This is a genomic window from Pandoraea eparura (assembly GCF_902459725.1).
Lineage (GTDB): Bacteria > Pseudomonadota > Gammaproteobacteria > Burkholderiales > Burkholderiaceae > Pandoraea > Pandoraea eparura.
Genome location: NZ_CABPSH010000001.1, coordinates 870,522 through 893,217 on the forward strand (window position 1 = coordinate 870,522; position 22,696 = coordinate 893,217).

The following is a 22,696-nucleotide window of genomic DNA, read 5'->3' on the forward strand; positions in this document are numbered from 1 at the left end:
GTCAAACTCCTTGCTGAACTTGCAACTTGCCGGGCACCGCGCCGATGGAACCGGCACCCATGGTGATAACGACGTCGCCCGCGCGGGCGACTTGCAGAATGGCGTCGGGCAGTTGCGCGACGTCTTCCACGAAAACCGGTTCTACCTTGCCCGCCACGCGCAAGGCGCGCGACAGTGCGCGACCGTCGGCCGCCACGATGGGCGCCTCGCCGGCCGAATAGACTTCGCCGAGCACCACGGCATCCGCTTCGGACAGCACCCTCACGAAGTCTTCGAAGCAATCGCGCGTGCGCGTGTAACGATGCGGCTGGAAGGCCAGCACGATGCGACGTCCCGGGAAGGCCCCGCGCGCAGCCGCGAGCGTCGCGGCCATCTCGACCGGGTGATGGCCATAGTCGTCGACCAACGTGAACGTGCCACCGCCGCTCGACTTCGGCAGCGCGATCTCGCCGTAGCGCTGGAAGCGTCGCCCCACCCCGTTGAATTCGGCCAACGCCCGCTGGATCGCCGCATCGGGCACTTCCAGCTCGGTCGCGATCGCAATCGCCGCCAGCGCGTTGCGCACGTTGTGCTCACCCGGCAGGTTCAGCGTGATGTCGAGCGGCGCGGCACCATCCCCGAACTGGCGCAGCACCGTGAAACGCATCTGCCCGGCGTCAGCACGCACATCGATGGCGCGCACCTGCGCGTCCTCCGACAGGCCGTAACGCACGATCGGCTTCGAGACGAACGGCAGGATCTCGCGTACATTCGGATCGTCCACGCACAGCACGGCAATGCCGTAGAACGGCAGACGCTGCGTGAACGCCACGAACGACTGCTTCAGACGGGCGAAGTCGTGTCCGTAGGTGTCCATGTGATCGGCATCGATGTTGGTGATGACTTCGATGACCGGATTCAGATTCAGGAATGAGGCGTCCGATTCGTCGGCCTCGACCACGATGAAATCGCCCGTGCCGAGCTTGGCGTTCGCCCCGGCGCTGTTCAGGCGGCCGCCGATCACGAACGTCGGATCGAGTCCGCCTTGCGCGAGCACGCTCGCCACGAGGCTCGTCGTGGTCGTCTTGCCGTGCGTACCGGCAATTGCGATGCCCTGCTTCAGGCGCATGAGCTCCGCGAGCATCAGCGCGCGCGGCACGATGGGGATCTGGCGGGCACGGCCCGCGAGGACTTCCGGGTTGTCCGCCGTGATGGCGGTGGACACGACGATGGCGTCCGCGCCTTCGATATGTTCGGCAGCATGGCCGCGCGCGACGCGCGCGCCAAGACGCACGAGGCGCTGCGTCACCGCGTTGTCGCCGAGGTCGGAGCCGCTCACCTGGTACCCCAGGTTGAGCAGCACCTCGGCAATGCCGCTCATGCCCGAGCCGCCGATGCCGACGAAGTGAATGTGTTTGACGATATGTTTCATTTCAATCCTTGGCCAGAGCCGCGCACACGCGCGCCACTTGTTCGGTGGCGTCCGGCTTGGCGAGCGCCCTGGCTTTTTCTCCCATCGCGAGCAGCGATTCGCGCGTCTGACGGCGCAGCCACTCGGCCAGGGTCTCGACCGACAGCTCGCGCTGATCGATCAGCGTTGCCGCGCCCTTGTCGGCGAGGAAACGCGCATTCGTTGTCTGATGGTCGTCGACGGCATGCGGGAACGGCACGAACAGGGCCGCCACGCCGGCCGCCGCCACTTCGGCCACGGTCATCGCACCCGCCCGGCAGATCACCAGATCCGCTGCCGCATAGGCCGCGACCATGTCGTCGATGAACGGCACCGCATCGACCGTCACGCCCGCTGCCGCGTAATTCGCCTGCAGCGTCTGAATATGTTTGACGCCTGCCTGATGCGTGACCTGCGGACGCGCGTCGCGCGCCAGCTTCGCCAGCGCCTTGGGCACAATCTCATTGAGCACCGTCGCCCCCAGGCTGCCGCCCACCACCAGAATGCGCAGCGCACCGGTGCGCGCGCGGTAGCGCTCGGCCGGCGGCACCATCTCGTCGAAGTCCGCGCGGATCGGATTGCCGACCCATTCCCCCCCGGCGATCGTATCGGGGAACGCGAGCAGCACCTTGTCGGCCACGCGCGCGAGCACCTTGTTCGCCATGCCCGCCACCGAGTTCTGTTCGTGCAGCACGAGCGGACGCCCCAGCAGCGACGCCATCATGCCTGCCGGGAACGTGATGTAGCCGCCCATGCCGAGCACCACATTCGGTTTGACGCGACGGATGGCGCCGAGGCTCTGCCAGAAGGCGCGCAGCAGATTGAGCGGCAGCAGCAGCTTGGTCATCAGTCCCTTGCCGCGCAAACCGCCGAACTTCACGAACTCCATCGGAATGTCGTACTTCGGCACGAGCGTCGCTTCCATGCCGGCGGCATTCCCGAGCCAAACCACGCGCCACCCCTGCACACGCAGGAAGTTGGCGACCGCGAGCCCCGGGAAGACGTGACCGCCCGTACCGCCGGCCATGACCAGCAGCGTGCGCGTCTTCGTTTCCGGGGCCGGCATCGCGGTGGCGCGCTCGGTCATACTTTTCCTCCCCGCATCAGCACGCGGTTTTCGTAATCGACCCGCAGCAGAATCGCCACGGCCACACAGTTGAGCAAGATGCCCGAGCCGCCGTAGCTGACCAGCGGCAACGTGAGGCCCTTGGTCGGCAGCAGGCCCAGGTTCACGCCCATGTTGATGAAGGTCTGCGCGGCGAGCCACACGCCCACGCCCTTCGCGAGCAACCCGGCGAACGTGCGCTCGAGCGCCAGCGCCTGACGCCCGATCTCGAACGCGCGGCGCACCATCCAGTAAAAGAGCAGGATGACCACCAGCACGCCCACGAAGCCGAACTCTTCGCCGATCACCGCGAGGATGAAGTCGGTATGCGCTTCGGGCAGGTAATGCAGTTTTTCGATGCTGCCGCCCAGTCCCACGCCGGTCCATTCACCGCGCCCGAACGCGATGAGCGAGTGCGTGAGCTGGTAGGCCTTGCCGAGCGCGTAGTCCTCGCGCCATGGATCGAGGTACGCGAAAATTCGCTCGCGGCGCCACGGCGACAACCAGATCAGCATGGCAAAGGTGCCCACGGCCGTGAGCGCCAGCCCGCCGAACAGGCGACCGTTCACGCCGCCAAGGAACAGCACGCCCATCGCGATGGCCGCGACCACCATGAAAGCGCCCATGTCCGGCTCAAGCAGCAGCAGCATGCCGACGAACACGACGGCGATGCCCATCGGCAGGAAGCCCTTGCCAAAGCTCTGCATGAATTCCTGCTTGCGCACGGTGTAGTTCGCGGCATACAGGGTGACCGCGAGCTTCATGATTTCAGAGGGCTGAAGATTGAGCACCCCGAACGGAATCCAGCGCTTCGAGCCGTTCACGCCCTTGCCCACGTGCGGGATCAACACGATCACGAGCAGCACAAGCGCCAGCAAGAAGATCTTGGGCGCGAGCTTGTCGAGTGTCTTGACTGGAATGCGCAGCGTGATGAGGGCTGCGACCAGCCCAACCGTCAGCGAAACGATATGGCGCACAAGGAAGTGATACGTTGTGTATCCGCTGTACTTCGGCGAGTCCGGCAACGCGACCGACGCCGAATACACCATCACCAGCCCCAGCGACAGCAGCGAAATCACTACCCAGACCAGCGCGTGGTCGTATTCGAGCATGCGCGAACGGGTCGGCTTGATGCTGCCGAGCGCACGGCTCGCGGCGTGGGTTGCGGCGCCCGGCGCGCCGGCCGTACCGGCCCCGGCGAAACCGGCCTGACGCTTCTTGCTGAAGAACGACTTGATACGGTTCATAGCATCACCCCCGCGTCGGCGGCCAGGTCAACCACGGTGTCGCGAAACACTTGCGCGCGATGCTCGTAGTTGCGGAACATGTCGAAGCTCGCGCAGGCCGGCGAGAGCAGCACCGCGTCGCCCGGCTGGGCCAGCTTCGCGGCTTCTTGCGTAGCGGCTTCGAGCGTCGGGGCATCGATGAGGTCGACGCCCGTGTCGGTCAGCGCTTCGCGCAGCCGCGGCGCGTCTCGGCCGATCAGCAGCACGGCGCGCGCGTGATGCGCCACGGGGTTGGCCAGCGGCGAGAAGTCCTGCCCCTTGCCGTCGCCCCCGACAATCAGGAGCAACGTCTTTTGCAGGCCGTTGATGGCCGCGACCGTCGCACCGACGTTAGTGCCCTTGCTGTCGTCGTAGTACTCGACTTCGTTGATCGCGCCCACGAGCTGCACGCGATGCGGCTCGCCCGGATACTCGCGCAGGCCGTGCAGAAGCTTGGCCATCGGCAGATCGATGGCGCGCGTGAGCGCGAGCGCCGCCAGCGCGTTGGCGGCATTGTGCTGACCGCGGATGCGCAGCGCGTCGGCCGGCATCAGGCGTTTGCCGACGACTTCGACCGCCGTCTCCACGGCACCGGCCTTGCGGCGCTTCGGCGCCGGCGGCGCATCGTCGCGCGAGAAGCCCTCGACCAGCCACGACATGCCGCCTTCCATCTCCAGGCCGAAGTCGCCCACCGCGTCTGGCTTGCCGGTGCCGAAGGTCACGACATTCGCTTCGGGCACCGCGAACGCCATCACGCGCGCATCGTCGCGGTTGAGCACGCGCACGGTCTGCGGGCCGAAAATGCGCGCCTTGGCGTTGGCGTAGGCGTCCATGTCGCCATGCCAGTCCAGATGATCTTGCGTGATATTGAGAATCGCAGCCGCATCGGGCGCGAGGGAATGCGTCGCCTCGAGCTGGAAGCTCGAGAGTTCGAGCACCCAGACGTCGGGCAGCGTGGCGTCGGCGATGCATTCGCTCAGACGGTCGAGCGCCGTCGGGCTGATATTGCCCGCTACCGCCGTGCGCTTGCCGGCGCGACGGCACAGCAGCCCGGTCAGACTCGTGGTCGTCGTCTTGCCGTTGGTGCCGGTAATGGCCAGCACCTTGGGCGCATAACCGCTCGTCGCCTGCATGTGACGCAGCGCCTGCGCGAAGAATTCGATCTCGCCCCACACGGGAATGCCGCGCTCGGCCGCCGCGCTCAGCAGCGCCGCCACATCGGCGGCCAGCGGCGAGAGGCCCGGGCTAATGCCGATCAGTTCGATGTCGGCGAGCAGCGCGTCGATCTGCGCGGCGAAAGCGCCGCCGATGAACTCGGCCTGCGGGGCTTCGACACGCAAGGCCAGCACGTTCGGCGGTATCTCCGATGACGCAAAGCGCGTATCGGCCGCCCGCACATGGCAGCCATAACGCGCGCACCAACGCGCCATCGCCAGGCCGGACTCTCCCAGACCCAGGATCAGGACACGCGGTTGCCAGGATTCACCAAACTTCTCGCCGAACACGTCGCTCTTCCCTGTTAATCGATTCAAACAACCTACGAATGCATCGCTTCAATGACACCGATATTGCGCTATCGGCGCGAGCGGCCCTACCTTGAGTCCAGCTTTGCGAAAAGGCGACAGTGTCGCTTCGCAACGTTGCGCAGGCCTCGTCAGCGCAGCTTCAGCGTCGACAGGCCAATCAGCACCAGCATCAGCGTGATGATCCAGAAGCGAACCACCACCTGCGTTTCCTTCCATCCCGACAATTCGAAGTGGTGGTGCAACGGCGCCATCTTGAAGATGCGCCGCCCCTCCCCGAAGCGTCGCTTGGTGTACTTGAACCACGTCACCTGCAACATCACCGAGAGCGTCTCCGCCACGAACACGCCGCCCATCACGAAGAGCACGACTTCCTGACGCACGATCACGGCTACCGTGCCGAGCGCGCCGCCGAGCGCCAATGCGCCGACGTCGCCCATGAACACCTGGGCCGGGTGCGTGTTGAACCATAAGAACGCGAGCCCCGCCCCCGACATCGCGGAACAGAACACGAGCAACTCGCCCGCGCCCGGAATGTGTGGGAACAACAGGTACTTCGAATACACGACGTTGCCCATCACGTAGGCGAACACGCCGAGGGCCGCGCCGACCAGCACGACCGGCATGATGACGAGACCGTCGAGACCGTCGGTGAGGTTCACGGCATTCGACGAGCCGACGATGACGAAGTACGTGAGCCCGATGAAACCGAACACGCCCAGCGGGTAGCTCATCGTCTTGAAGAACGGCACGATGAAGTCGGCCTTCGGCGGCAGGTTGAGCGGGAACCCGTTACGCACCCAGCTGATGAACAGCTCGAAGACCTTCAGGTTGCTCGTCTCCGACACGGAGAACGCCAGATAGATCGCCGCGAACAGACCGATGATCGATTGCCAGAAGTACTTCTCGCGCGACGACATGCCACGCGGGTCCTTGTAGACGACCTTCCGGTAATCGTCGATCCAACCGATGATGCCGAAGCCCAGCGTGACGGTCAGCACGATCCAGATGAAGCGGTTGCTCAGGTCCGCCCACAGCAGCGTGGCGACCGTGATGCCGATGAGAATCAGCACACCGCCCATCGTGGGCGTGCCCGACTTCACGAGGTGAGTCTGCGGGCCATCGGTGCGCACCGCCTGGCCTACCTTCATTTCGGCGAGCTTGCGGATGACCATCGGCCCGAACGAGAGCCCGATCACCAGCGCCGTGAGGCTTGCCATCACAGCCCGAAACGTCAGGTAGTTGAACACGCGCAAATAGCTCGCATCCGCTTGCAGCCATTGCGCCAACGTCAGCAACATTCCATCAATCCTTTATCACTTGGCAGGGGCGTTGCCGCCCCCGCGCTCATTCGTCGCGCGCAACTGCTCGAGCACGCGCTCCATCCGCATGAAGCGGCTTCCCTTGACCAAAATCGTGGCCGGTGCGCTCAGCGTGGCATTCAGCTCGGCCACGAGCGGCGCAACATCCGTCACATCCGAGAAATGTTCGCCGCCGTTGCCGAAGGCCGCGACGCTGGCTGGCGTTTGCTCCCCCATCGCGAGCAAACGATCGATACCGCGCTGTGCGGCGTACTCGCCCACCTCGCGGTGAAACGCCGGTCCGTTGTCGCCGACTTCGCCCATGTCGCCGAGCACCAGCACCCGAGGGGCCGGTGTCTGCGCGAGCACGTCGATCGCGGCGCGAACCGAATCGGGGTTCGCATTATAGGTGTCGTCGATCAACGTGACACCCGCGAGCGGCCCCTTGGAGAGCGTTGACACCTGCAGACGGCCTTTGACGGCGGAAAACGCTTCGAGTGCCCGCACGATCGAACCGATGTCGACATGCGCGCCCAGCGCACAGGCAATCGCCGCCAACGCGTTACGCGCGTTGTGCTCGCCGAGCAGCGGCAACGTGAGCGAAAACTCACCGGCCGGCGACGCCACACGCAAGACGCGCGTCGCGACGTCGTAGCGACCCGAGACGGCGGCTCGCCCGTCGAGCGCGAAGTCCAGCACCCGACGCTTGCCGGCGATCTCGCGCCACATCGGCGCGAACTCGCTTTCCGCGGGGAACACGGCCACACCATCGTCGGACAGCGCCGCCAGCACGGCCGAATGCTCTTCGGCAACCGCCGCCACGCTGACCATGAACTCTTGATGTTCGCGCTGCGCGTTGTTGATCAGGGCGACCGTCGGTTGTGCGATCGCCGCGAGATACGCCGTCTCACCGGGGTGATTCATGCCCAGCTCGAGCACCGCCAGCTTGTCGCTGTCTTTCAGACGGAACACCGTGAGCGGCAGGCCGATGTCGTTGTTCAGATTACCGGCCGTCGCCAGACGCGCCTCGGCCCCCACCGCCTCGGCAAAGATCGCCGAGATCATTTCCTTGACGGTCGTCTTGCCGTTGCTGCCGGTGACGGCGACTACGGGAATCGCAAACCGGCGGCGCCACGCGGCGGCCAGCTCACCCAGCGCGATGCGCGTATCGGGCACGACGAGCGCCGGCGCCTCGAAGCCTTCCGGCACGCGCGATGCGACCACGGCGGCCGCCCCGGCACGCACCACGTCGGCCAGGAAATCGTGCGCATCGAAGCGCTCGCCCTTGATCGCCACGAAAAGATCGCCCGGCTGCACCGAGCGGCTGTCCGTCACAATGCGCGCAAAGGCGGTCGCTGGCGAGCCGGTCACGCGCGAATCGCGTACGGCGGCTCGGGCATCGCTCAATTGCCACATGATCGTCATTCGCCACCTCCGCGCAGGGTGGTCGCACGCGCGGCGAGTGCCAGACGCGCATGCTCCTGATCGGAGAACGGCCGTTTCTTACCCATAATTTCCTGCGTACTTTCGTGTCCCTTGCCCGCGATGAGCACGACATCGGCGGCCTGCGCGCCGCGCACGGCCTGCAGAATCGCGCTCGCCCGGTCTTCGATGCAGCGTGCCGCGCCCGGTTGTGCAAGGCCTGCGGCGATTTGCGCCATGATGTCGGCCGGCACTTCGGTGCGCGGGTTGTCGCTCGTGAGCACGACGGCGTCGGCCAGACGCTCGGCCACCGCACCCATTTGCGCACGCTTGCCCGTATCACGGTCGCCGCCGCAGCCGAACACGCAGACGAGCTTGCCGCCGCGCGCCGAGGCCACGGGCCGCAACGCGTCGAGCGTCTTGTCGAGTGCATCGGGCGTGTGTGCGTAGTCGATGACCACCAGCGGCTGCCCCGGCTGTCCGATCTGCTCCATGCGTCCGGACACGGGGGTGAGCGCAGCGAGCCCGGCAATGGCGGCATCTTGCGGCACCCCGGCGGCCAGCGCGCCGCCCAGTACGGCCAGCGCGTTGCTCACGTTGAATTCGCCGATGAGCGGCACCGTGACCTGCTGGCTGTGATCGTCGAGATGCAGGGTGAAGCGCGTGCCGGCCGTCGTTGCGCGGATATCCTCGGCGCGCAGCACGACGTTGCCGTGCGCCGACACCGCGTCGCCATGAAGGCCGTATTCATAGACCGGCGTCTTATCCGCCAGACGCGCGAGCAGGCGTTGCCCCATCGCATCGTCGCGATTGATAACGGCCGCCTTCAGGCCCGGCCAGTCAAACAGACGTGTCTTCGCCGCCTCATACTCGGCCATCGTGCCGTGGTAATCGAGGTGGTCTTGCGTCAGATTGGTAAAGACAGCAATGTCGAACGCCACGCCGTTCACGCGCCCCTGATAGAGGCCGTGCGACGACACTTCCATCGCGACCGCCGCCGCGCCCTGCGCCCGCAGGTCGCCAAGACTGCGTTGCAACTGGACCGCGTCGGGCGTGGTGAACCCCGTCACCGTCAGATGACCGGGGAAGCCGCTGCCCAGCGTACCGATCACCGCACTGCGCGGGCCCGTCTTCGACAGCAGTTGCGCGAGCCACTGGCTGCACGACGTCTTGCCGTTCGTACCGGTCACGCCCAGCATCGTCATGCCGATGCTCGGTTCGCCGCACCAGAGCGCCGCCAGCGGGCCGGCGAGCCAGTCGAGTCGCGGCACGCCGAATTCCGGCACATTCGCGAGGCTGGTCAGCGATGCCGGCCACGTAAAGTCGTCGCTCTGCCAAAGCACAGCGGCAGCGCCGCGCTCCACGGCGTCGGCAATGAAGCCGCGGCTGTCGGCGCCTTTGACGGCGTACGCGACGAAGACGTCGCCCGGCATCACGCGACGACTGTCGGCTTGCAGCGTTGCACCGGCCGGCACCGTGCGGCGCAGCCAGTCCCACGCCTGCGCGAGCGTGGCGCGCTCGGCGGCGTCCGCGATCATGGCGAGCGTGGCGGGGTTTTGGGGCGTCGGAGTCACGGTGCCCATGGCTCGCTCTCCTCCACCTTGTCGCTCACGACGAGCTTCGTTACCGGCGAATCCGGCACGACATTCAATGCGCGCAGCGTGCCGCCCACGATCGAGGCGAATGCCGGACCGGCGGCCACGCCGCCATAGTGCGAACCGCGCCCCGGCTCGTCGAGCGTGACGGCCACGATGATGCGCGGCTCGGACATCGGCGCCATGCCGACGAACGATGCGCGATATTTGCTCTTGTCGTATCCCTTGCCCGACTGCTTGTACGCCGTGCCGGTCTTGCCACCGACGCGATAGCCGATCACCTGTGCCCGCGTGGCGGTGCCGCCGGGCGACGTCACCATTTCCAGCATCTTGCGCACTTCGCGTGCCGTCGCGGGTGAAATCACCGGCGTGCCCTTCACGACGCTGCCATCCGTCTTGTAGATCGAGATCGGCAACAGCTCGCCGTCGTGCGCGAACACGGTATAGGCGCGGGCCAGTTGAATCAGCGAGGCCGACAGGCCATAGCCATAGCCCATCGTCGCCTGCTCGATCGGACGCCAGCTCTTGGCCGGACGCAAACGTCCCGCCACGGCGCCGGGGAAACCGATCTTCGGCGCCTGGCCAAGGCCGACGCTCGTGAACATGTCCCACATCTCCTGCGGCTTCATCTGCAGCGCGATCTTGGCCGTGCCGATGTTGCTGGACTTCTGGATGACGCCCGCCACCGTGAGCAGACCGTAGTCGTGCGTGTCGGTGATGTTCGCACCGAAGAAGTTGGCCCGGCCTGTGGTCATCACAGTCGACGTCGGCGTCACGTGGCCATTTTCAAGCGCGGCGGCAATAGTGATCGGCTTCATGATCGAGCCGGGCTCGAACGTGTCGGTGATCACTCGGTTGCGCAACTGCGCGCCGGTCAGGTTGGTGCGGTTGTTGGGGTTGTAGGTCGGGAGATTCGCGAGTGCCAGCACCTCGCCCGTGCGCACGTCGAGCACCACGGCGCTGCCGGCCTTCGCGCCGGTGCGCTCGATGGCGTCTTTCAGTTCGCTGTAGGCGAGGAACTGGATCTTGCTGTCGATCGAAAGCGTGATGTCGTGGCCGTCGCGCGGCTGCGCCAGAATGTCGACGCCCTCGACCACGCGGCCGAGACGGTCCTTGATGACGCGACGGCTTCCGGGCGTGGCGGCCAGATCCTTCTGCATCGACAACTCGACGCCTTCCTGCCCGATGTCTTCCACGTTCGTGAAGCCGACCACGTGCGCTGCGATCTCGCCTTCCGGGTAGAAACGCTTGTATTCCTTACGCTGGTACACGCCCGGGATGTCGAGATCGGCGACCTGCTTGGCCACATCCGGCAACACCTGACGCTTCACGTAGACGAAACTCTTTTCCTGATTCAGCTTGCGACGCAGATCCGGCTCGCTCAGTTCGAGCAGACGCGCGAGCTGACGTACCTGTTGCGGAGAGACGTCGTCGGGCACGTCTTCGGGAATGGCCCAGATGGCCTTGACGGGCAGACTGGTGGCCAGCACCTGTCCGTTACGGTCGAACACTTTGCCGCGCGTGGCGGACATCTCCAGTGTGCGTTCGTAACGGCTCTCGCCCTGACGTTGATAGAAGGCATTGCCCGGGCCCTGGATCCAGAAAGCGCGCGCGACCAGCGATCCGAATGCGCCGAAGATCACGAACACGAGCATCTTCGAGCGCCACATCGGCAGACGCACGGACAGGACCGGACTGGCAGTGAACTGCACATCCTTGGTCTTGGCCTTGGCGTCCTTGCGGCGAATCATCGCTTGCCTCCGTTCGCGGGGGCGGATGCGGCACTGGCACTCGGCACCGGCACCTCCACCATCGCGCCGGCGCTGCCGGCGGGGGCGGACAGATATTGCGTGCGACCCGGCGAGACGGCCTGCATCTTCAAGTCGTTGCGCGCAACGCTTTCGATGCGGGCACTCTTGCTTTGCGCGCTCTGTTCGTACTGAAGGCGGTCCCAGTCCTGCAACAGTTGATGCTCGAGCGCCTGCTCGCGGTTGAGTTCGACGAACGTACCGCGGGCCCGATACTGGGCATTGATCAGCGACAGCGCGCAGCCGATAAGCAGGGCGAGCAGAAGCATATTGAGCCGGCTCATGTCGACACCCGCTCCATCACCCGCATGATCGCCGAGCGCGCACGCGGGTTCGCCTCCACCTCGGCGACGGACGGCTTGATCTTGCGGCTGGATTTGAAGGGCGGCTCGGGGATTTCGTGGGCGCGCAAGGGCACACGGCGATCCACCGCCGGCGCGCTCGAGCGCGCTTGCATGAAGCGCTTCACGATGCGGTCTTCCAGCGAATGAAAGCTGATCACCACGAGTCTGCCTCCCGTTTCGAGGACATCGGCCGCCACATCGAGGGCTATCTGCAGGTCCGCAAGCTCTTGATTGACGTGAATCCGTAGAGCCTGAAAGGTGCGTGTTGCCGGGTCCTTGCCCTTCTCACGGGTCTTGACGGCGCCCGCCACGATCTCGGCAAGCTCGCGTGTGCTGACGAGTGGACCGAGGCGATCGGCGTTTGCCCGGCGAGCAACAAGCGCCTTTGCAATCTGAAAAGCAAACCGTTCTTCCCCATAGTCCTTGATGACCTCCGTCATGTCTTCCAGCGTTGCCCGAGCCAGCCAATCGGCGGCCGACTCGCCGCGCGTGGGATCCATGCGCATGTCGAGCGGGCCGTCGAAACGAAAACTGAATCCGCGCGCGGGGTCGTCGAACTGCGGCGACGAGACGCCCAGATCCAGCAACACCCCCGACACCTTGTCGATACCGCGCCGGGCCAGCGCCTCGCGCAACGTCGCGAAGCTGTCGTGCTCAATCGAAAATCGCGGATCGGCAATTTTCGCCGCCTCCGCGATCGCTTGGGGATCCTTGTCGAACGCGATCAGCCTCCCCTTGGCGCCCAGCCGCTCGAGAAGCCTGCGACTGTGCCCGCCGCGGCCGAAGGTGCCGTCGACGTAGACGCCGTCGTCGCGCCACAGCAAGGCATCCACGGCCTCCTCAAGCAGGACCGTGCGGTGCTGCATAACCGTTTCCACCGCGTGCGTCATGCTCGTCGGACCACCTGATCTGTCAAAAAGTGAAGTTTTTCAGTGCCTCCGGCATGCCTTGCGCCATCGCTGCCTGTTCCTTGGCGGCGTACGTCGCGGCATCCCAGAGTTCAAAGTGACTGCCCATGCCCAGCAGCATGACTTCCTTGTCCATGCCCGCGGCCGCGCGCAGCTCGGGCGCCACCAGAACACGGCCCGCCGAATCCATCTCGACGTCGGCTGCGTTGCCCAGGAAGATGCGTCGCCACCAGTGCGCGTCCATCGGCAGTGCGGCGATCTTGCCGCGGAAGACCTCCCATTCGGGACGCGGGAACAGCAGCAGACAGCCGTCCGGGTGCTTGGTGATCGTCACCTTGCCTTGCGCGTCGCCTTGCAGCACGTCACGATGCCGGGCCGGAATCGACATCCGTCCCTTCGCATCGAGTGAAAGTGCCGAGGCTCCCTGAAACACGCGCGCTCCCGTGAGGTTTCGTCCGCTTGCCCGTCATGCCGAAAGAGAAAGATTTCGTGCCTTACACCACACAAAAATACACTTTCTCACACTATTTCCCACTTTAGAGGAGACTGTTTGGGCGGTCAAGCGTTTCACCCGTTTTTCCGAGGGAATTTGTTAGACAGAACAATGACTTAGCTCACTTTCCTAAAGCCGGAAAACGGAATTTTGTCAGGAAAATTAAAGACATAACTGCGATAGTGAAAGTGGAACCTCAAACTTTAGGCTTCGCCTTGCGGGAGGCCCGTCAGCGCTGTCGATACCGCGTAGTGCGCGCTCACGCCAAGCCAGACCGCAGCCACTGCCGGCTGGCACGCGTCACACGAGGGGAAGATCAACACGGAAGGTAGGGGTCAATCGAGGGAACGCTTCAGGGGCGCTATTCAAGTGCTCTACTTCAGGTGCGCTATTCGGATGCTCTATTTCAGGTGCTCTATATATAGTAGGCGGTCGTCGTCATGACTTTGGCGGCGGCGCGCATCACGCGCTGCACGGGGGCGGGCAGCTCGATCCCGCCGGCGTCGCGCGCGGCCTGACCGTGCGCGATCTCGTCGCGTCGCATCTGGTCGACGATGGCGCGCGAGCGCAGGTCATGCGGCGGCAAGTCATTGAGGTGGCTGTCCAGATGGTGCTCCACCTGCCGCTCCGTCTCCGAGACGAACCCCAGGCTGACCTTGTCGCCGCACTTGCCTGCGACAAACCCAATGGCGAACGCGCCGGCGTACCAAAGCGGATTGAGCAGACTCGGGCGCGAGCCGAGTTCCGCGAGACGGTGCGCCGTCCAGGCGAGGTGATCTTCTTCCTCCTTGCCGGCTTGCTCGAGCGCGGATCGCAGTTCCGGGCGAGCCGTCGCCAACTTCTGGGCCTGATAAAGCGCCTGCGCGCAAACCTCGCCCACGTGGTTCACGCGCATGAGGCCAGCAACGTGCCGCCGCTCTCTCGGCGTCAATGCATCGTCACCGATCGGTGCGGCATCTAATAGAGAAGTATCGGAAGTATCGACAACAGGTGTCGGGCGAGAGGCTTGCGTGACACCTGCGATCGCTCGCAGGCCGCGGTCAAGTTCGGAAATCAGGCTGTCGGAAAACATCGTACTTTCAACTCACTTCGATTTTTCACCATGCGGGACATAAGACGATTCCTTTACGCCCGTCACGGATGATACGCGCCTTTGTCCGGCGCGCCTTGCGCGGGCGCAAAGGCACGAAAGCCCCGCTGGACGCCGGTTTGCGGGCTGTTGCGTAAACGAAACAAAGGGCGCCGCAAACCCGCGCAAAACGGGCCTTTTCCTTTGCCGCCCACAGTGAATTTGTTACATTACGTCCAACTTCTCGCGAAGTTGATTAGCAAGGACGTTATCACTAGTGACCTTGTTAAACAAATCTCACAATCCTTTGGAGATCACTCAATGAAAAAGTCGCTTCTCGCTCTGGGTGTGCTCGGCGCATTCGCTGGCGCTGCTCACGCTCAAAGCAGCGTGACCCTGTACGGTATTATCGACGGTGGCTTCACCTACGTGAACAAGACGGGCGGCAACGTTGCCGGCACCGCACAAACCGCCAAGAACATCTCGCTGAACAGCGGCAACCTGCAAGGTTCGCGTTGGGGCCTGAAGGGCGCTGAAGATCTGGGCGGCGGCCTGAAGGCGATCTTCGTGCTGGAAAGCGGCTTCAACGTCAACAACGGTATGTCGGCTCAAGGCGGTCGCCTGTTCGGTCGTCAAGCTTACGTTGGCCTGAGCAGCGCAACGGCTGGCACGGTGTCGATCGGTCGTCAGTACGACTCGCTGGTTGACTTCGTTGGTCCGTACGCTTCGGGTAGCCAATGGGCAACGTTTTCGGGCGCTCACCCGTTCGATAACGACAACCTGAACAACTCGTTCCGCATCAACAACTCGATCAAGTACACGACCGCTGACTACAACGGCTTCAAGGCTGGCGCTCTGTATGGCTTCTCGAACTCGGCCAACAACGGTTCGACGGGCACGGGCTTCGCGAACAACCGCGCATGGTCGGTTGGCATGGGCTACGCCAACGGCCCGTTGAGCTTGGGCGCTGGTTACGTGTACCTCGGCTCCCCGGGCAGCAACTCGTCGGGCGTGCTGCTGAGCGGCGACCAGAACACGGCCATGACGGCCGGCGGTCTGGCCTCCAGCGACAAGGCATTCATTGCTTCGGCAGGCGGTTCGTACGCCTTCGGCCCGGCCACGGTTGGCCTGGTCTACAGCCACAGCAAGTATGACTACATCGGCGGCGGCAGCTGGAAGTTCGACAACGTCGAACTGAACGGCAAGTACATGCTGACCCCGGCTCTGCAACTGGGCCTGGCTTACACGTACACCTGGACGAAGCTGAACGACGGTACGACCGACGTGTCGCCGAAGTATCACCAAGTCAACCTGGGCGTCGACTACTTCCTGTCGAAGCGCACGGACACGTACCTGGTTGGTCTGTGGCAACACGCCAACAACGACGCTCCTGGCGGCGCGTCGATGAACGGCCAAGGTTTCGCGCAAAGCACGAACCAGTTCGCCGTTACGGCTGGTATCCGTCACAAGTTCTAAGCTGACAGCTTCTGTCACTTAGGCTTTGACGAAAGGGCACCTTCGGGTGCCCTTTTTTTATGGTGTCGGCGAAGCAGCGACTGCTTCCGCCGTTTGCCGTTTGCCGTTTGCCGCTTTGCCGTTTGCCGCTTTGCCGTTTGCCGTTTGCCGTTTGCCGTTTGCCGTTTGCCGTTTGCCGCTTTGCCGCTTTGCCGCTTTGCCGCTTTGCCGCTTTGCCGCTTTGCCGCTTTGCCGCTTTGCCGCTTTGCCAGCATAGGCTACACCAGACCTTCGTAACGGTCCCAGCTTGACCGATGGTTTATTTCAAACCTAAAATTTCCATACTGTAAATTTCACATCATCCACCATGAGCCTCGCCGACGCCGACTCTCTCGATCTCGAAACCCGAGCCCACGATCGCGAGCACGATGCCCTGCGGCTATGGCTGCGCCTCCTCACGTGCGCCAATATGATCGAGACGGACATCCGTTCGCGCCTGCGCCAGGATTTCGATTGCACGCTGCCGCGCTTCGATCTGCTTGCGCAACTCGACCGGCACCCTGAGGGGCTGAAGATGGGGGAGCTGAGCAAGCGGATGATGGTCACCGGCGGAAACGTCACGGGCATTACCGATCAGTTGGAGAAGGAAGGCTGGGTAACGCGCCAGACGGTCGTCAACGACCGGCGCGCCTTTCTGATCAAGCTCACGCCACGCGGGAAAAAGGCGTTCTCCGATATGGCCCGTGCCCATGAGCAATGGATCGAGCAGCGCCTGGGGAAGCTGCCGGAGGACAGACAGCAGCAACTCTATGCGCTGCTGGGCGACTTGAAATCAGTGATTGCCTGACACCCCCGACGGGCGCGTCGCTTTCGATTTGAAGCGAATCTATCACTCGAACTTTTGATCGAGGCTTGTCGACATTCGACCTGCCGCATCCGATGCCCGACGCTCGATGCCCAAGACTCGAACCTTGTCGCTTCGACCCTCGTTCCTCAACGCTCCAGCGTTGACTTTCGATCCTTCGATCCTCGAATCTAGGCCATCGAACCTCGGCACGTCGCTCCTCGACCTTCGAACCTCGACCTTCGAACCTCGGCCTTCGAACCTCGAACCTTGAACCTCGAACCTCGAACCTCGATTCTCGCCGTTCAGATCTAGTTTCGACGGCGCATCTCAACCAGCCTAGCGTCGCGCCTGCATCGGCGTAACGTCCAAGTCTCGAGATGCGGCCGCCGCGGAGGTGTGGTCCAGCGAGGTCAGCGCGGCAACGCGCTCTGCGTCCGGTCGCTTGGAGAGGGTTTTGACGGCAGCGTAAAACGCCGGCAAATCGTCGTGCTTCTCTGCCAGCAATGCCATGAACGCCGGCACCCACTGGTTATATGTCGCAAACGATCCGATCTTGGCATTGTTCAAGTGGGAGGCAAACCAAAGGTCAAACCCTTTGTACCCACCCCACGACGCCTTCAACCGCTCATAGTCGGCGCGCATGCTGGCAAACAGTGCATCCTTACTTGCCACCTTCTGTGCGTCCGGTTCCGAGCTCTCGTACAGTGTTTCCAAACGCCCGCGATAGCCATCCACCAATTGACGAAACTGACGTCGGCGAGCGTCGTATCGCTCGTACTCCGTTGCGGCGTTGGGGTGCGCCGTCAACCAGCGCCGCACGCCCACGGTTTCCACTGTCACGGCGAAGGACTCGTTGAACGCCGTATCGCCCCGGACGAACAGAATCTGATGGGCGAGTTCGTGAAAGATCATCCGCGCAACTTCCGCCCGCGGAAGATAAATGAAAGTGTTGAGCAGCGGATCGTCGAAATAGCCCAGCGTCGAATACGCAGGAATCCCGGCGACGAATGTCTCCCAGCCATCTCGATGCAATTCGGCCGCATAGGCCTCCGCAGATTCGCGCGAGTAATAGCCCCGATACTCGACGCATCCGACGACCAACAGACACGACTCGCGAAGCTTCAACGACAGTGCTGGTGCGGCAAAGACGTTGTAGACGACAAACGGCCGCTTGAGATCTGCATAGCTGCGATAACTCCCGTTATCCGGCTCACTGAGCGCCGACACGGCATAGCTGCGAATTTGCTCGGCCTCGATCAGCCGGGCGCGCAACTGCGGGGCAATCGATGGATCGGCCAGCAGATCAGACACCGGCTGCGCCGCGTGCAACACCGTGAAGTGCCCGTTGATCGACTGAGCGTAGTACCCAACCTGGCCGCATCCGCCAAGACCGAGCAACATGCCCAACCCCGCCACTGCAGCCACCGCGACGCGAAAACTCGGTCGCCGGCACGCCGAGAACACCGGGAACCTTGCAGACGGAATAGGCATCTCGGGCTCCTCGGCGTCAACTCGACATCGACAGGCGTTATGACAGCGCCGGCGCGACTTCGACCAGACAGTCGTAAAACGTTGGTGCCCGGCCCAGATCGGTGAGCTGCTGGCTCGTGACTTCGTTCGCATTCTTGCCGTCCGGCGCGAGCTTTTTCCACCAGATCGATAAACCGACGACGACACCTTCACGGGCCTTCTCGGTCACGCGAGCCTTGGCGTTCAACGTACCTCGGTCGTTGAAGATGCGCACGTCGCCACCATCCACAATGCCGCGCATCGCGGCATCCGAGGGATGAATATCCAGCGTCGGCCCGCCCACCGAGGCGCGCAGGCTATCGACGTTCACGAAGCTCGAATTCAGAAAGTGACGGGCAGGCGGTGAAATCATCGCCAGCGGATAGCGGGCTGCCAGGTTCGGATTGCTCGCCACGGATTCGTACGGCGGCACCCAGTCGGGCAACGGGTCGAAACCTTCCTGCAACATGCGCTCGGAATAGAACTCGCACTTTCCGGACGGCGTCGGGAACTGCCCGTTGGCAAACGGTGCATCCGGAAGCTCGTAGCGGATCCACCCGTCGCGCTTGAGGGTTTCCCAGTCACTGCCTGCCATGCGGGCATCGTTCCAGCGAATCGATTGCGCAGCCAGTTGATCGTCGGTGTCGGAGAAACAAGCCTCCTGCCATCCCATGCGTCGGGCCAGAAGACGAAAGATTTCCGAGTTGGGCTTGGCTTCGCCGAGTGGTGCAATCGCCGGATTGTTCGCCAGCAGATAGGTGTGACCGTAAGCCTTGTGGATATCCAGATGCTCGAGCTGCGTCGTTGCCGGCAGCACGAAGTCAGCGTAATCGGCGGTGTCCGTCTGGAAATGTTCCAGCACCACCGTGAAAAGGTCGTCTCGGCCGAAGCCCGCGGCCACCTTGCCCGACTCCGGCGCCACCGCGACCGGGTTGCTGTTATAGACCACCAGCGCCTCGATCTTGGGCCCGAACACCTCGTCGCCCGGATGGCAAAGTGCATCGCCGATCGCGCTCATGTTCACCACGCGAGCCGGCTTTTCCGGGTGCGGCCGCAGATCCGGCCGCGCCTGCGCCAGCGAATCGACGGGTGCGTAACCAGACGTCGACATCAACAGCCCACCCGCCGGATCGCGCCACGCGCCGATCAACGCCGGCAAGCATGCGACCGCACGCGTCGCCTGCCCACCGCCTTTGGCGCGCTGCATGCCATAGTTCAGCCGAATCGCGGCAGGTTTCGCGCTTGCATATTCGCGCGCCAATGTCGTGATCGTCGCTTCGTCGATACCGCAAATTTCCGCGACACGGGCCGGCGTGTAACGCCGCACACGATCCTTGAGCTGTGCGTAACCCACCGTGTGCCGCGCGATATATTCGTGATCGACTCGGTCCTCCGCGATCAGGACATGCATCATGCCCAGCGCCAATGCGGCATCCGTCCCTGGCAGCAAGGCAATATGCTGATGGCATTTCTCCGCCGTGAGCGATCGATAGGGATCGATGGCGATCAGCTTCGCCCCGCGGCGCTTGGCCTCCTGTGCGATCGCCCAGAAATGCACGCTCGACGTAATCGGATTGCTGCCCCAGATCAGAATCAGCTTGCTGTCGACAAAGTGCTCGACGTGCATGCCGACGCCAGCGCCATACGTGTAGCGTAGCCCCGCGGCGCCTGCACTCGCACAGATTGTGCGATCGAGTTCGGACGCACCGAGCTTGTTGAAGAACCTTGCGGCCATCGACTCGCCCTGGACAAAGCCCATCGTGCCCGCGTAGCTATAGGGCAGAATCGCTTCGGGTTCGCGCGCCGCAATCGCCCCCAGACGGGCCGCGATCTCGTCGAGCGCCGCATCCCAACTGACCGGCACGAACTGTCCGCTACCTTTCGGCCCGACGCGCTTGAGTGGATGCAACAAGCGATCCGGATGATAGGTTCGCTCGGTGTATCGTGAGACTTTCGTACACAAGACACCCTTGGTCGTCGGATGGTCGGGATCGCCCTGGACCTTGATCGCGACGCCATTTTCCACCGTGACGTGCATCGCGCACGTGTCGGGACAGTCATGCGGGCATGCGGCCCGAACGACGCGGGTGTTGGTCGTCATGAAACGACTCCTCTCTTTGCGAAATGGCTGCGTTCGCCAACGGTGCGACGCTGGCGATATTGTATTACGTTCCCCCCGGCCCCACCCCGCGGCGCGGCCGATTGCGACATTTTCCAGACGCGTCCGGCGCTGCACTCGGGCGTTTCCTACCAAGGTGTCAGACCAGGTCATTAGGGGTAAGATGAGCCATTGTGCCTTGCAGGGAACCCCGTCATGAAGCTCATTCCAGAAATCGACGCCGCTCGCGGCGAAATCCAGACCATCCGACGCGACATTCACGCGCATCCCGAACTGTGCTTCGAAGAGAAGCGCACCGCCGATGTGGTGGCGAATACGCTGACGCAATGGGGTATCCCCATTCACCGTGGACTCGGGAAAACGGGCGTCGTCGGCATCATCAAGCAAGGCAGCAGCGACCGAGCGATCGGTTTGCGCGCCGATATGGATGCACTGCCGATTCGCGAAGCCAACACGTTCGAGCACGCCTCAAAGCACGAAGGCAAGATGCATGCGTGCGGTCACGACGGCCACACGGCCATGCTGCTTGCCGCCGCACAGTATCTTCAAAAGCATCGCCATTTCGACGGCACCGTCTATCTGATCTTCCAGCCGGCAGAGGAAGGTGGCGGCGGCGCGCGTGAAATGATCAAGGACGGCCTGTTCGAGCGCTTCCCCATGCAGGCTGTGTTCGGCATGCACAACTGGCCGGGCGTGCCGACCGGTACGTTCGCAGTGACGCCCGGCCCCATGATGGCATCGAGCAACGAATTCAAGATCACGCTTCGCGGCAAGGGGACCCACGCGGGCATTCCAAATGCCGGCATCGACCCGGTGATTGCGGCCGTTCAGGTGGCGCAGGCGTTGCAAAGCATCATCACGCGCAACAAGCGTCCGATCGACGCCGCCGTGCTCTCCATCACGCAGATCCATGCGGGCGACACCACGAACGTGGTTCCCGATCTGGCATGGTTGGGCGGCACGGTTCGCACCTTCTCCATTGAGGTCCTGGATCTCATCGAGACGCGCATGCGCGAGATTGCCGAATTCGTGGCCAAGGGGTTGGGTTGCTCGGCCGAAATCGAATTCCTTCGCAATTACCCGCCGACCATCAATGACCCTGGCATGGCAGCGCTTTGTGCCGATGTGATGCGCGAGCTCGTCGGCAACGAGAACGTCAACGACAAGGTGGAACCCACGATGGGGGCCGAGGACTTCTCGTTCATGCTTCTTGAGAAGCCGGGGGCGTACGTCTTCATCGGAAACGGCGACGGCACCCACCGGGACATGGGCCACGGCCTCGGGCCGTGCAATCTGCACAACGCCAGCTATGACTTCAATGACGATCTGCTCCCCCTTGGCGGCACTTACTGGGTCAAGCTGGTCGAAACCTATTTTGGGCGCCGTGCATAAGCTGTCCTGATCCGCGCATCGGACACCCATGAGAAAAGCCGGCGAGTATCACTTGCCGGCTTTTTCACGTTTAATGCGAATGAGATCACCCTATTTTGCAGCCGTTGTTGTGGGTATACCATCCGTTTCAAGACGAATGTCACCGTACCACGCGGTGAATTTTGATCGGGTATTGTCGCCGTCACTCATGATCGCGATGCCGATCAAACGCCCCGGAGGCTCGCCAAATGCCTGCTCGTAATCCTTGGCGATGTCACGAGAATAGGTTCGCCATTTCCCAAGATGCTCGTCGCCGCGCTCGACAACGACGGAGCGAATTCGACCGGTGTAGGGATTGGTGACGACAGCGTCTGCGGCGAATTTATCGTCGCCCCAGGTGTACATCAGGGTCGCAAACGGCAAATCACGACCGCTGACCATGCGCGCCAATTCGCGATGCAGTTGATCCTGTACGGTGAGCTTTGCGGAATCGCCGCCGAATGCGAGGGCAATGCGTACGGGCGCGTCGTCGAGAGCCTTCGTGCGAATGTCGGCCCCTGCCGGGATCGCATCGGCACGCCAGCGCCATGTCAGTTTGGTTTCCGGGTACACCGGAATGTCGAGCCGCTGTGCGATGCCGGACGCCGATCGATCGACCGCGGCCCGAATGACTGCGATGCCGTCGCTATCGGTCGTCTGTTCGTAACGGGTTAGCCGCTTGTTGCGAGTGACCAGATAGGTCTCCCAATGCGGCGGCAAACCATCTGGATTCACGGCGGCGGAAAGCGGAGCGATGTCATCGCTCTGCATTGACGAGACCGACGTCGAGGCATGGTGAGACGACGTGGAAGACGGTCCCAGCGAAGTACATCCACCGATTCCCCAGACTACCATGGCAGCACCAACGCATGCCACGCCCGCACACCATCTTGCATGGCGCTTGCTTCGCACTTGATCGACCACTCGTTTCGCTCCCCGAACTTCCTGAACTTCCACTAACCCCGTGGCCGAATGCTAAAGGAGAACCGGACGTCGATCCAGGCGGAATTTCCCAGAAAAGCAAAAACCCCTTGCTACGCGTTGTAGCAAGGGGTTTTTAAGGGGAGCCTGACGATTACCTACTTTCACACGGG

General features: G+C 63.3%; 18 protein-coding genes. 3 read left to right on the forward strand and 15 right to left on the reverse strand.

Annotation, left to right across the window (positions count from 1 at the left end; translation table 11 throughout):
- Position 1 precedes the first annotated feature (1 nt).
- From murC to coq7, 12 genes are all read right to left on the reverse strand, one after another.
- Positions 2-1,411 (reverse strand): UDP-N-acetylmuramate--L-alanine ligase, encoded by a 1,410-nt coding sequence (gene murC, locus PEP31012_RS03915; RefSeq protein ID WP_150587985.1) that lies wholly within the window; start codon positions 1,409-1,411, stop codon positions 2-4.
- Position 1,412: 1 nt separating this feature from the next.
- The gene (murG, locus tag PEP31012_RS03920) at positions 1,413-2,516 is read right to left on the reverse strand and encodes an undecaprenyldiphospho-muramoylpentapeptide beta-N-acetylglucosaminyltransferase (RefSeq protein ID WP_150587986.1); all 1,104 of its coding nucleotides are present in this window, start codon (positions 2,514-2,516) and stop codon (positions 1,413-1,415) included.
- Complete coding sequence (gene ftsW / locus PEP31012_RS03925) at positions 2,513-3,781, reverse strand: putative lipid II flippase FtsW (protein ID WP_150587987.1); 1,269 nt, start codon at positions 3,779-3,781, stop codon at positions 2,513-2,515. Before ftsW ends, murG begins: the two co-directional genes overlap by 4 nt.
- Positions 3,778-5,304: a UDP-N-acetylmuramoyl-L-alanine--D-glutamate ligase gene (gene murD / locus PEP31012_RS03930; RefSeq protein WP_150588081.1), complete on the reverse strand. Its 1,527-nt coding sequence runs from the start codon at positions 5,302-5,304 to the stop codon at positions 3,778-3,780. Before murD ends, ftsW begins: the two co-directional genes overlap by 4 nt.
- Before the next feature lie 149 nt (positions 5,305-5,453).
- Positions 5,454-6,623, reverse strand: coding sequence for a phospho-N-acetylmuramoyl-pentapeptide-transferase (gene mraY, locus PEP31012_RS03935; RefSeq protein ID WP_150587988.1), 1,170 nt, complete (start codon positions 6,621-6,623; stop codon positions 5,454-5,456).
- Positions 6,624-6,638: 15 nt separating this feature from the next.
- On the reverse strand, positions 6,639-8,048 hold the full coding sequence (locus tag PEP31012_RS03940) for a UDP-N-acetylmuramoyl-tripeptide--D-alanyl-D-alanine ligase (protein WP_150587989.1): 1,410 nt from the start codon (positions 8,046-8,048) through the stop codon (positions 6,639-6,641).
- Complete coding sequence (locus PEP31012_RS03945) at positions 8,045-9,583, reverse strand: UDP-N-acetylmuramoyl-L-alanyl-D-glutamate--2,6-diaminopimelate ligase (protein WP_150588082.1); 1,539 nt, start codon at positions 9,581-9,583, stop codon at positions 8,045-8,047. Before PEP31012_RS03945 ends, PEP31012_RS03940 begins: the two co-directional genes overlap by 4 nt.
- A 32-nt stretch (positions 9,584-9,615) precedes the next feature.
- Positions 9,616-11,391, reverse strand: coding sequence for a peptidoglycan D,D-transpeptidase FtsI family protein (locus PEP31012_RS03950; protein ID WP_150587990.1), 1,776 nt, complete (start codon positions 11,389-11,391; stop codon positions 9,616-9,618).
- Positions 11,388-11,732: a cell division protein FtsL gene (gene ftsL, locus PEP31012_RS03955; RefSeq protein ID WP_150587991.1), complete on the reverse strand. Its 345-nt coding sequence runs from the start codon at positions 11,730-11,732 to the stop codon at positions 11,388-11,390. Before ftsL ends, PEP31012_RS03950 begins: the two co-directional genes overlap by 4 nt.
- Positions 11,729-12,658, reverse strand: a complete 930-nt coding sequence (rsmH, locus tag PEP31012_RS03960; protein WP_425494912.1) for a 16S rRNA (cytosine(1402)-N(4))-methyltransferase RsmH — start codon at positions 12,656-12,658, stop codon at positions 11,729-11,731. Before rsmH ends, ftsL begins: the two co-directional genes overlap by 4 nt.
- 46 nt (positions 12,659-12,704) lie before the next feature.
- Entirely contained in the window at positions 12,705-13,133 is a 429-nt protein-coding gene (mraZ, locus tag PEP31012_RS03965) for a division/cell wall cluster transcriptional repressor MraZ (protein WP_150587993.1), read from the reverse strand.
- Positions 13,134-13,608: 475 nt separating this feature from the next.
- Positions 13,609-14,265 carry a 2-polyprenyl-3-methyl-6-methoxy-1,4-benzoquinone monooxygenase gene (coq7, locus tag PEP31012_RS03970; RefSeq protein WP_150587994.1) on the reverse strand — a complete coding sequence of 219 codons (657 nt, stop codon included), beginning with the start codon at positions 14,263-14,265 and terminating at the stop codon, positions 13,609-13,611.
- Between the two features lie 318 nt (positions 14,266-14,583).
- Here coq7 and PEP31012_RS03975 point away from each other — a divergent pair, with 318 nt between their 5' ends.
- Both PEP31012_RS03975 and PEP31012_RS03985 read left to right on the forward strand, forming a co-directional pair.
- Positions 14,584-15,738, forward strand: a complete 1,155-nt coding sequence (locus PEP31012_RS03975; protein WP_150587995.1) for a porin — start codon at positions 14,584-14,586, stop codon at positions 15,736-15,738.
- A 346-nt stretch (positions 15,739-16,084) separates the two neighbouring features.
- Positions 16,085-16,564: a MarR family winged helix-turn-helix transcriptional regulator gene (locus PEP31012_RS03985; RefSeq protein WP_150587996.1), complete on the forward strand. Its 480-nt coding sequence runs from the start codon at positions 16,085-16,087 to the stop codon at positions 16,562-16,564.
- Between the two features lie 336 nt (positions 16,565-16,900).
- Here PEP31012_RS03985 and PEP31012_RS03990 read toward each other — a convergent pair whose 3' ends face one another.
- On the reverse strand, positions 16,901-17,965 hold the full coding sequence (locus PEP31012_RS03990; RefSeq protein ID WP_246171123.1) for an aminopeptidase: 1,065 nt from the start codon (positions 17,963-17,965) through the stop codon (positions 16,901-16,903).
- A 127-nt stretch (positions 17,966-18,092) separates the two neighbouring features.
- Positions 18,093-20,174 (reverse strand): molybdopterin-containing oxidoreductase family protein, encoded by a 2,082-nt coding sequence (locus PEP31012_RS03995; RefSeq protein ID WP_150587997.1) that lies wholly within the window; start codon positions 20,172-20,174, stop codon positions 18,093-18,095.
- A gap of 213 nt (positions 20,175-20,387) precedes the next feature.
- Between PEP31012_RS03995 and PEP31012_RS04000 the strand changes: the two genes are divergently transcribed.
- On the forward strand, positions 20,388-21,584 hold the full coding sequence (locus tag PEP31012_RS04000; protein WP_150587998.1) for a M20 aminoacylase family protein: 1,197 nt from the start codon (positions 20,388-20,390) through the stop codon (positions 21,582-21,584).
- Between the two features lie 90 nt (positions 21,585-21,674).
- Here the strand turns inward: PEP31012_RS04000 and PEP31012_RS04005 are convergent, their stop codons facing one another.
- The gene (locus tag PEP31012_RS04005; RefSeq protein ID WP_174978095.1) at positions 21,675-22,373 is read right to left on the reverse strand and encodes a DUF3047 domain-containing protein; all 699 of its coding nucleotides are present in this window, start codon (positions 22,371-22,373) and stop codon (positions 21,675-21,677) included.
- Positions 22,374-22,696 lie beyond the last annotated feature (323 nt).

Bases quoted from the DNA above. Each gene is read 5' to 3' on its own strand.
- PEP31012_RS04005 (WP_174978095.1), bottom strand. From the start codon at position 22,373: ATGCAGAGCGATGACATCGCTCCGCTTTCCGCCGCCGTGAATCCAGAT.
- ftsL (WP_150587991.1), bottom strand. From the start codon at position 11,732: ATGAGCCGGCTCAATATGCTTCTGCTCGCCCTGCTTATCGGCTGCGCG.
- coq7 (WP_150587994.1), bottom strand. From the start codon at position 14,265: ATGTTTTCCGACAGCCTGATTTCCGAACTTGACCGCGGCCTGCGAGCG.
- rsmH (WP_425494912.1), bottom strand. From the start codon at position 12,658: ATGCAGCACCGCACGGTCCTGCTTGAGGAGGCCGTGGATGCCTTGCTG.
- mraY (WP_150587988.1), bottom strand. From the start codon at position 6,623: ATGTTGCTGACGTTGGCGCAATGGCTGCAAGCGGATGCGAGCTATTTG.
- PEP31012_RS03995 (WP_150587997.1), bottom strand. From the start codon at position 20,174: ATGACGACCAACACCCGCGTCGTTCGGGCCGCATGCCCGCATGACTGT.
- murC (WP_150587985.1), bottom strand. From the start codon at position 1,411: ATGAAACATATCGTCAAACACATTCACTTCGTCGGCATCGGCGGCTCG.
- PEP31012_RS03990 (WP_246171123.1), bottom strand. From the start codon at position 17,965: ATGTTGCTCGGTCTTGGCGGATGCGGCCAGGTTGGGTACTACGCTCAG.
- PEP31012_RS03985 (WP_150587996.1), top strand. From the start codon at position 16,085: ATGAGCCTCGCCGACGCCGACTCTCTCGATCTCGAAACCCGAGCCCAC.
- PEP31012_RS04000 (WP_150587998.1), top strand. From the start codon at position 20,388: ATGAAGCTCATTCCAGAAATCGACGCCGCTCGCGGCGAAATCCAGACC.
- PEP31012_RS03945 (WP_150588082.1), bottom strand. From the start codon at position 9,583: ATGATCGCGGACGCCGCCGAGCGCGCCACGCTCGCGCAGGCGTGGGAC.
- murG (WP_150587986.1), bottom strand. From the start codon at position 2,516: ATGACCGAGCGCGCCACCGCGATGCCGGCCCCGGAAACGAAGACGCGC.
- ftsW (WP_150587987.1), bottom strand. From the start codon at position 3,781: ATGAACCGTATCAAGTCGTTCTTCAGCAAGAAGCGTCAGGCCGGTTTC.
- PEP31012_RS03940 (WP_150587989.1), bottom strand. From the start codon at position 8,048: ATGACGATCATGTGGCAATTGAGCGATGCCCGAGCCGCCGTACGCGAT.
- PEP31012_RS03975 (WP_150587995.1), top strand. From the start codon at position 14,584: ATGAAAAAGTCGCTTCTCGCTCTGGGTGTGCTCGGCGCATTCGCTGGC.
- PEP31012_RS03950 (WP_150587990.1), bottom strand. From the start codon at position 11,391: ATGATTCGCCGCAAGGACGCCAAGGCCAAGACCAAGGATGTGCAGTTC.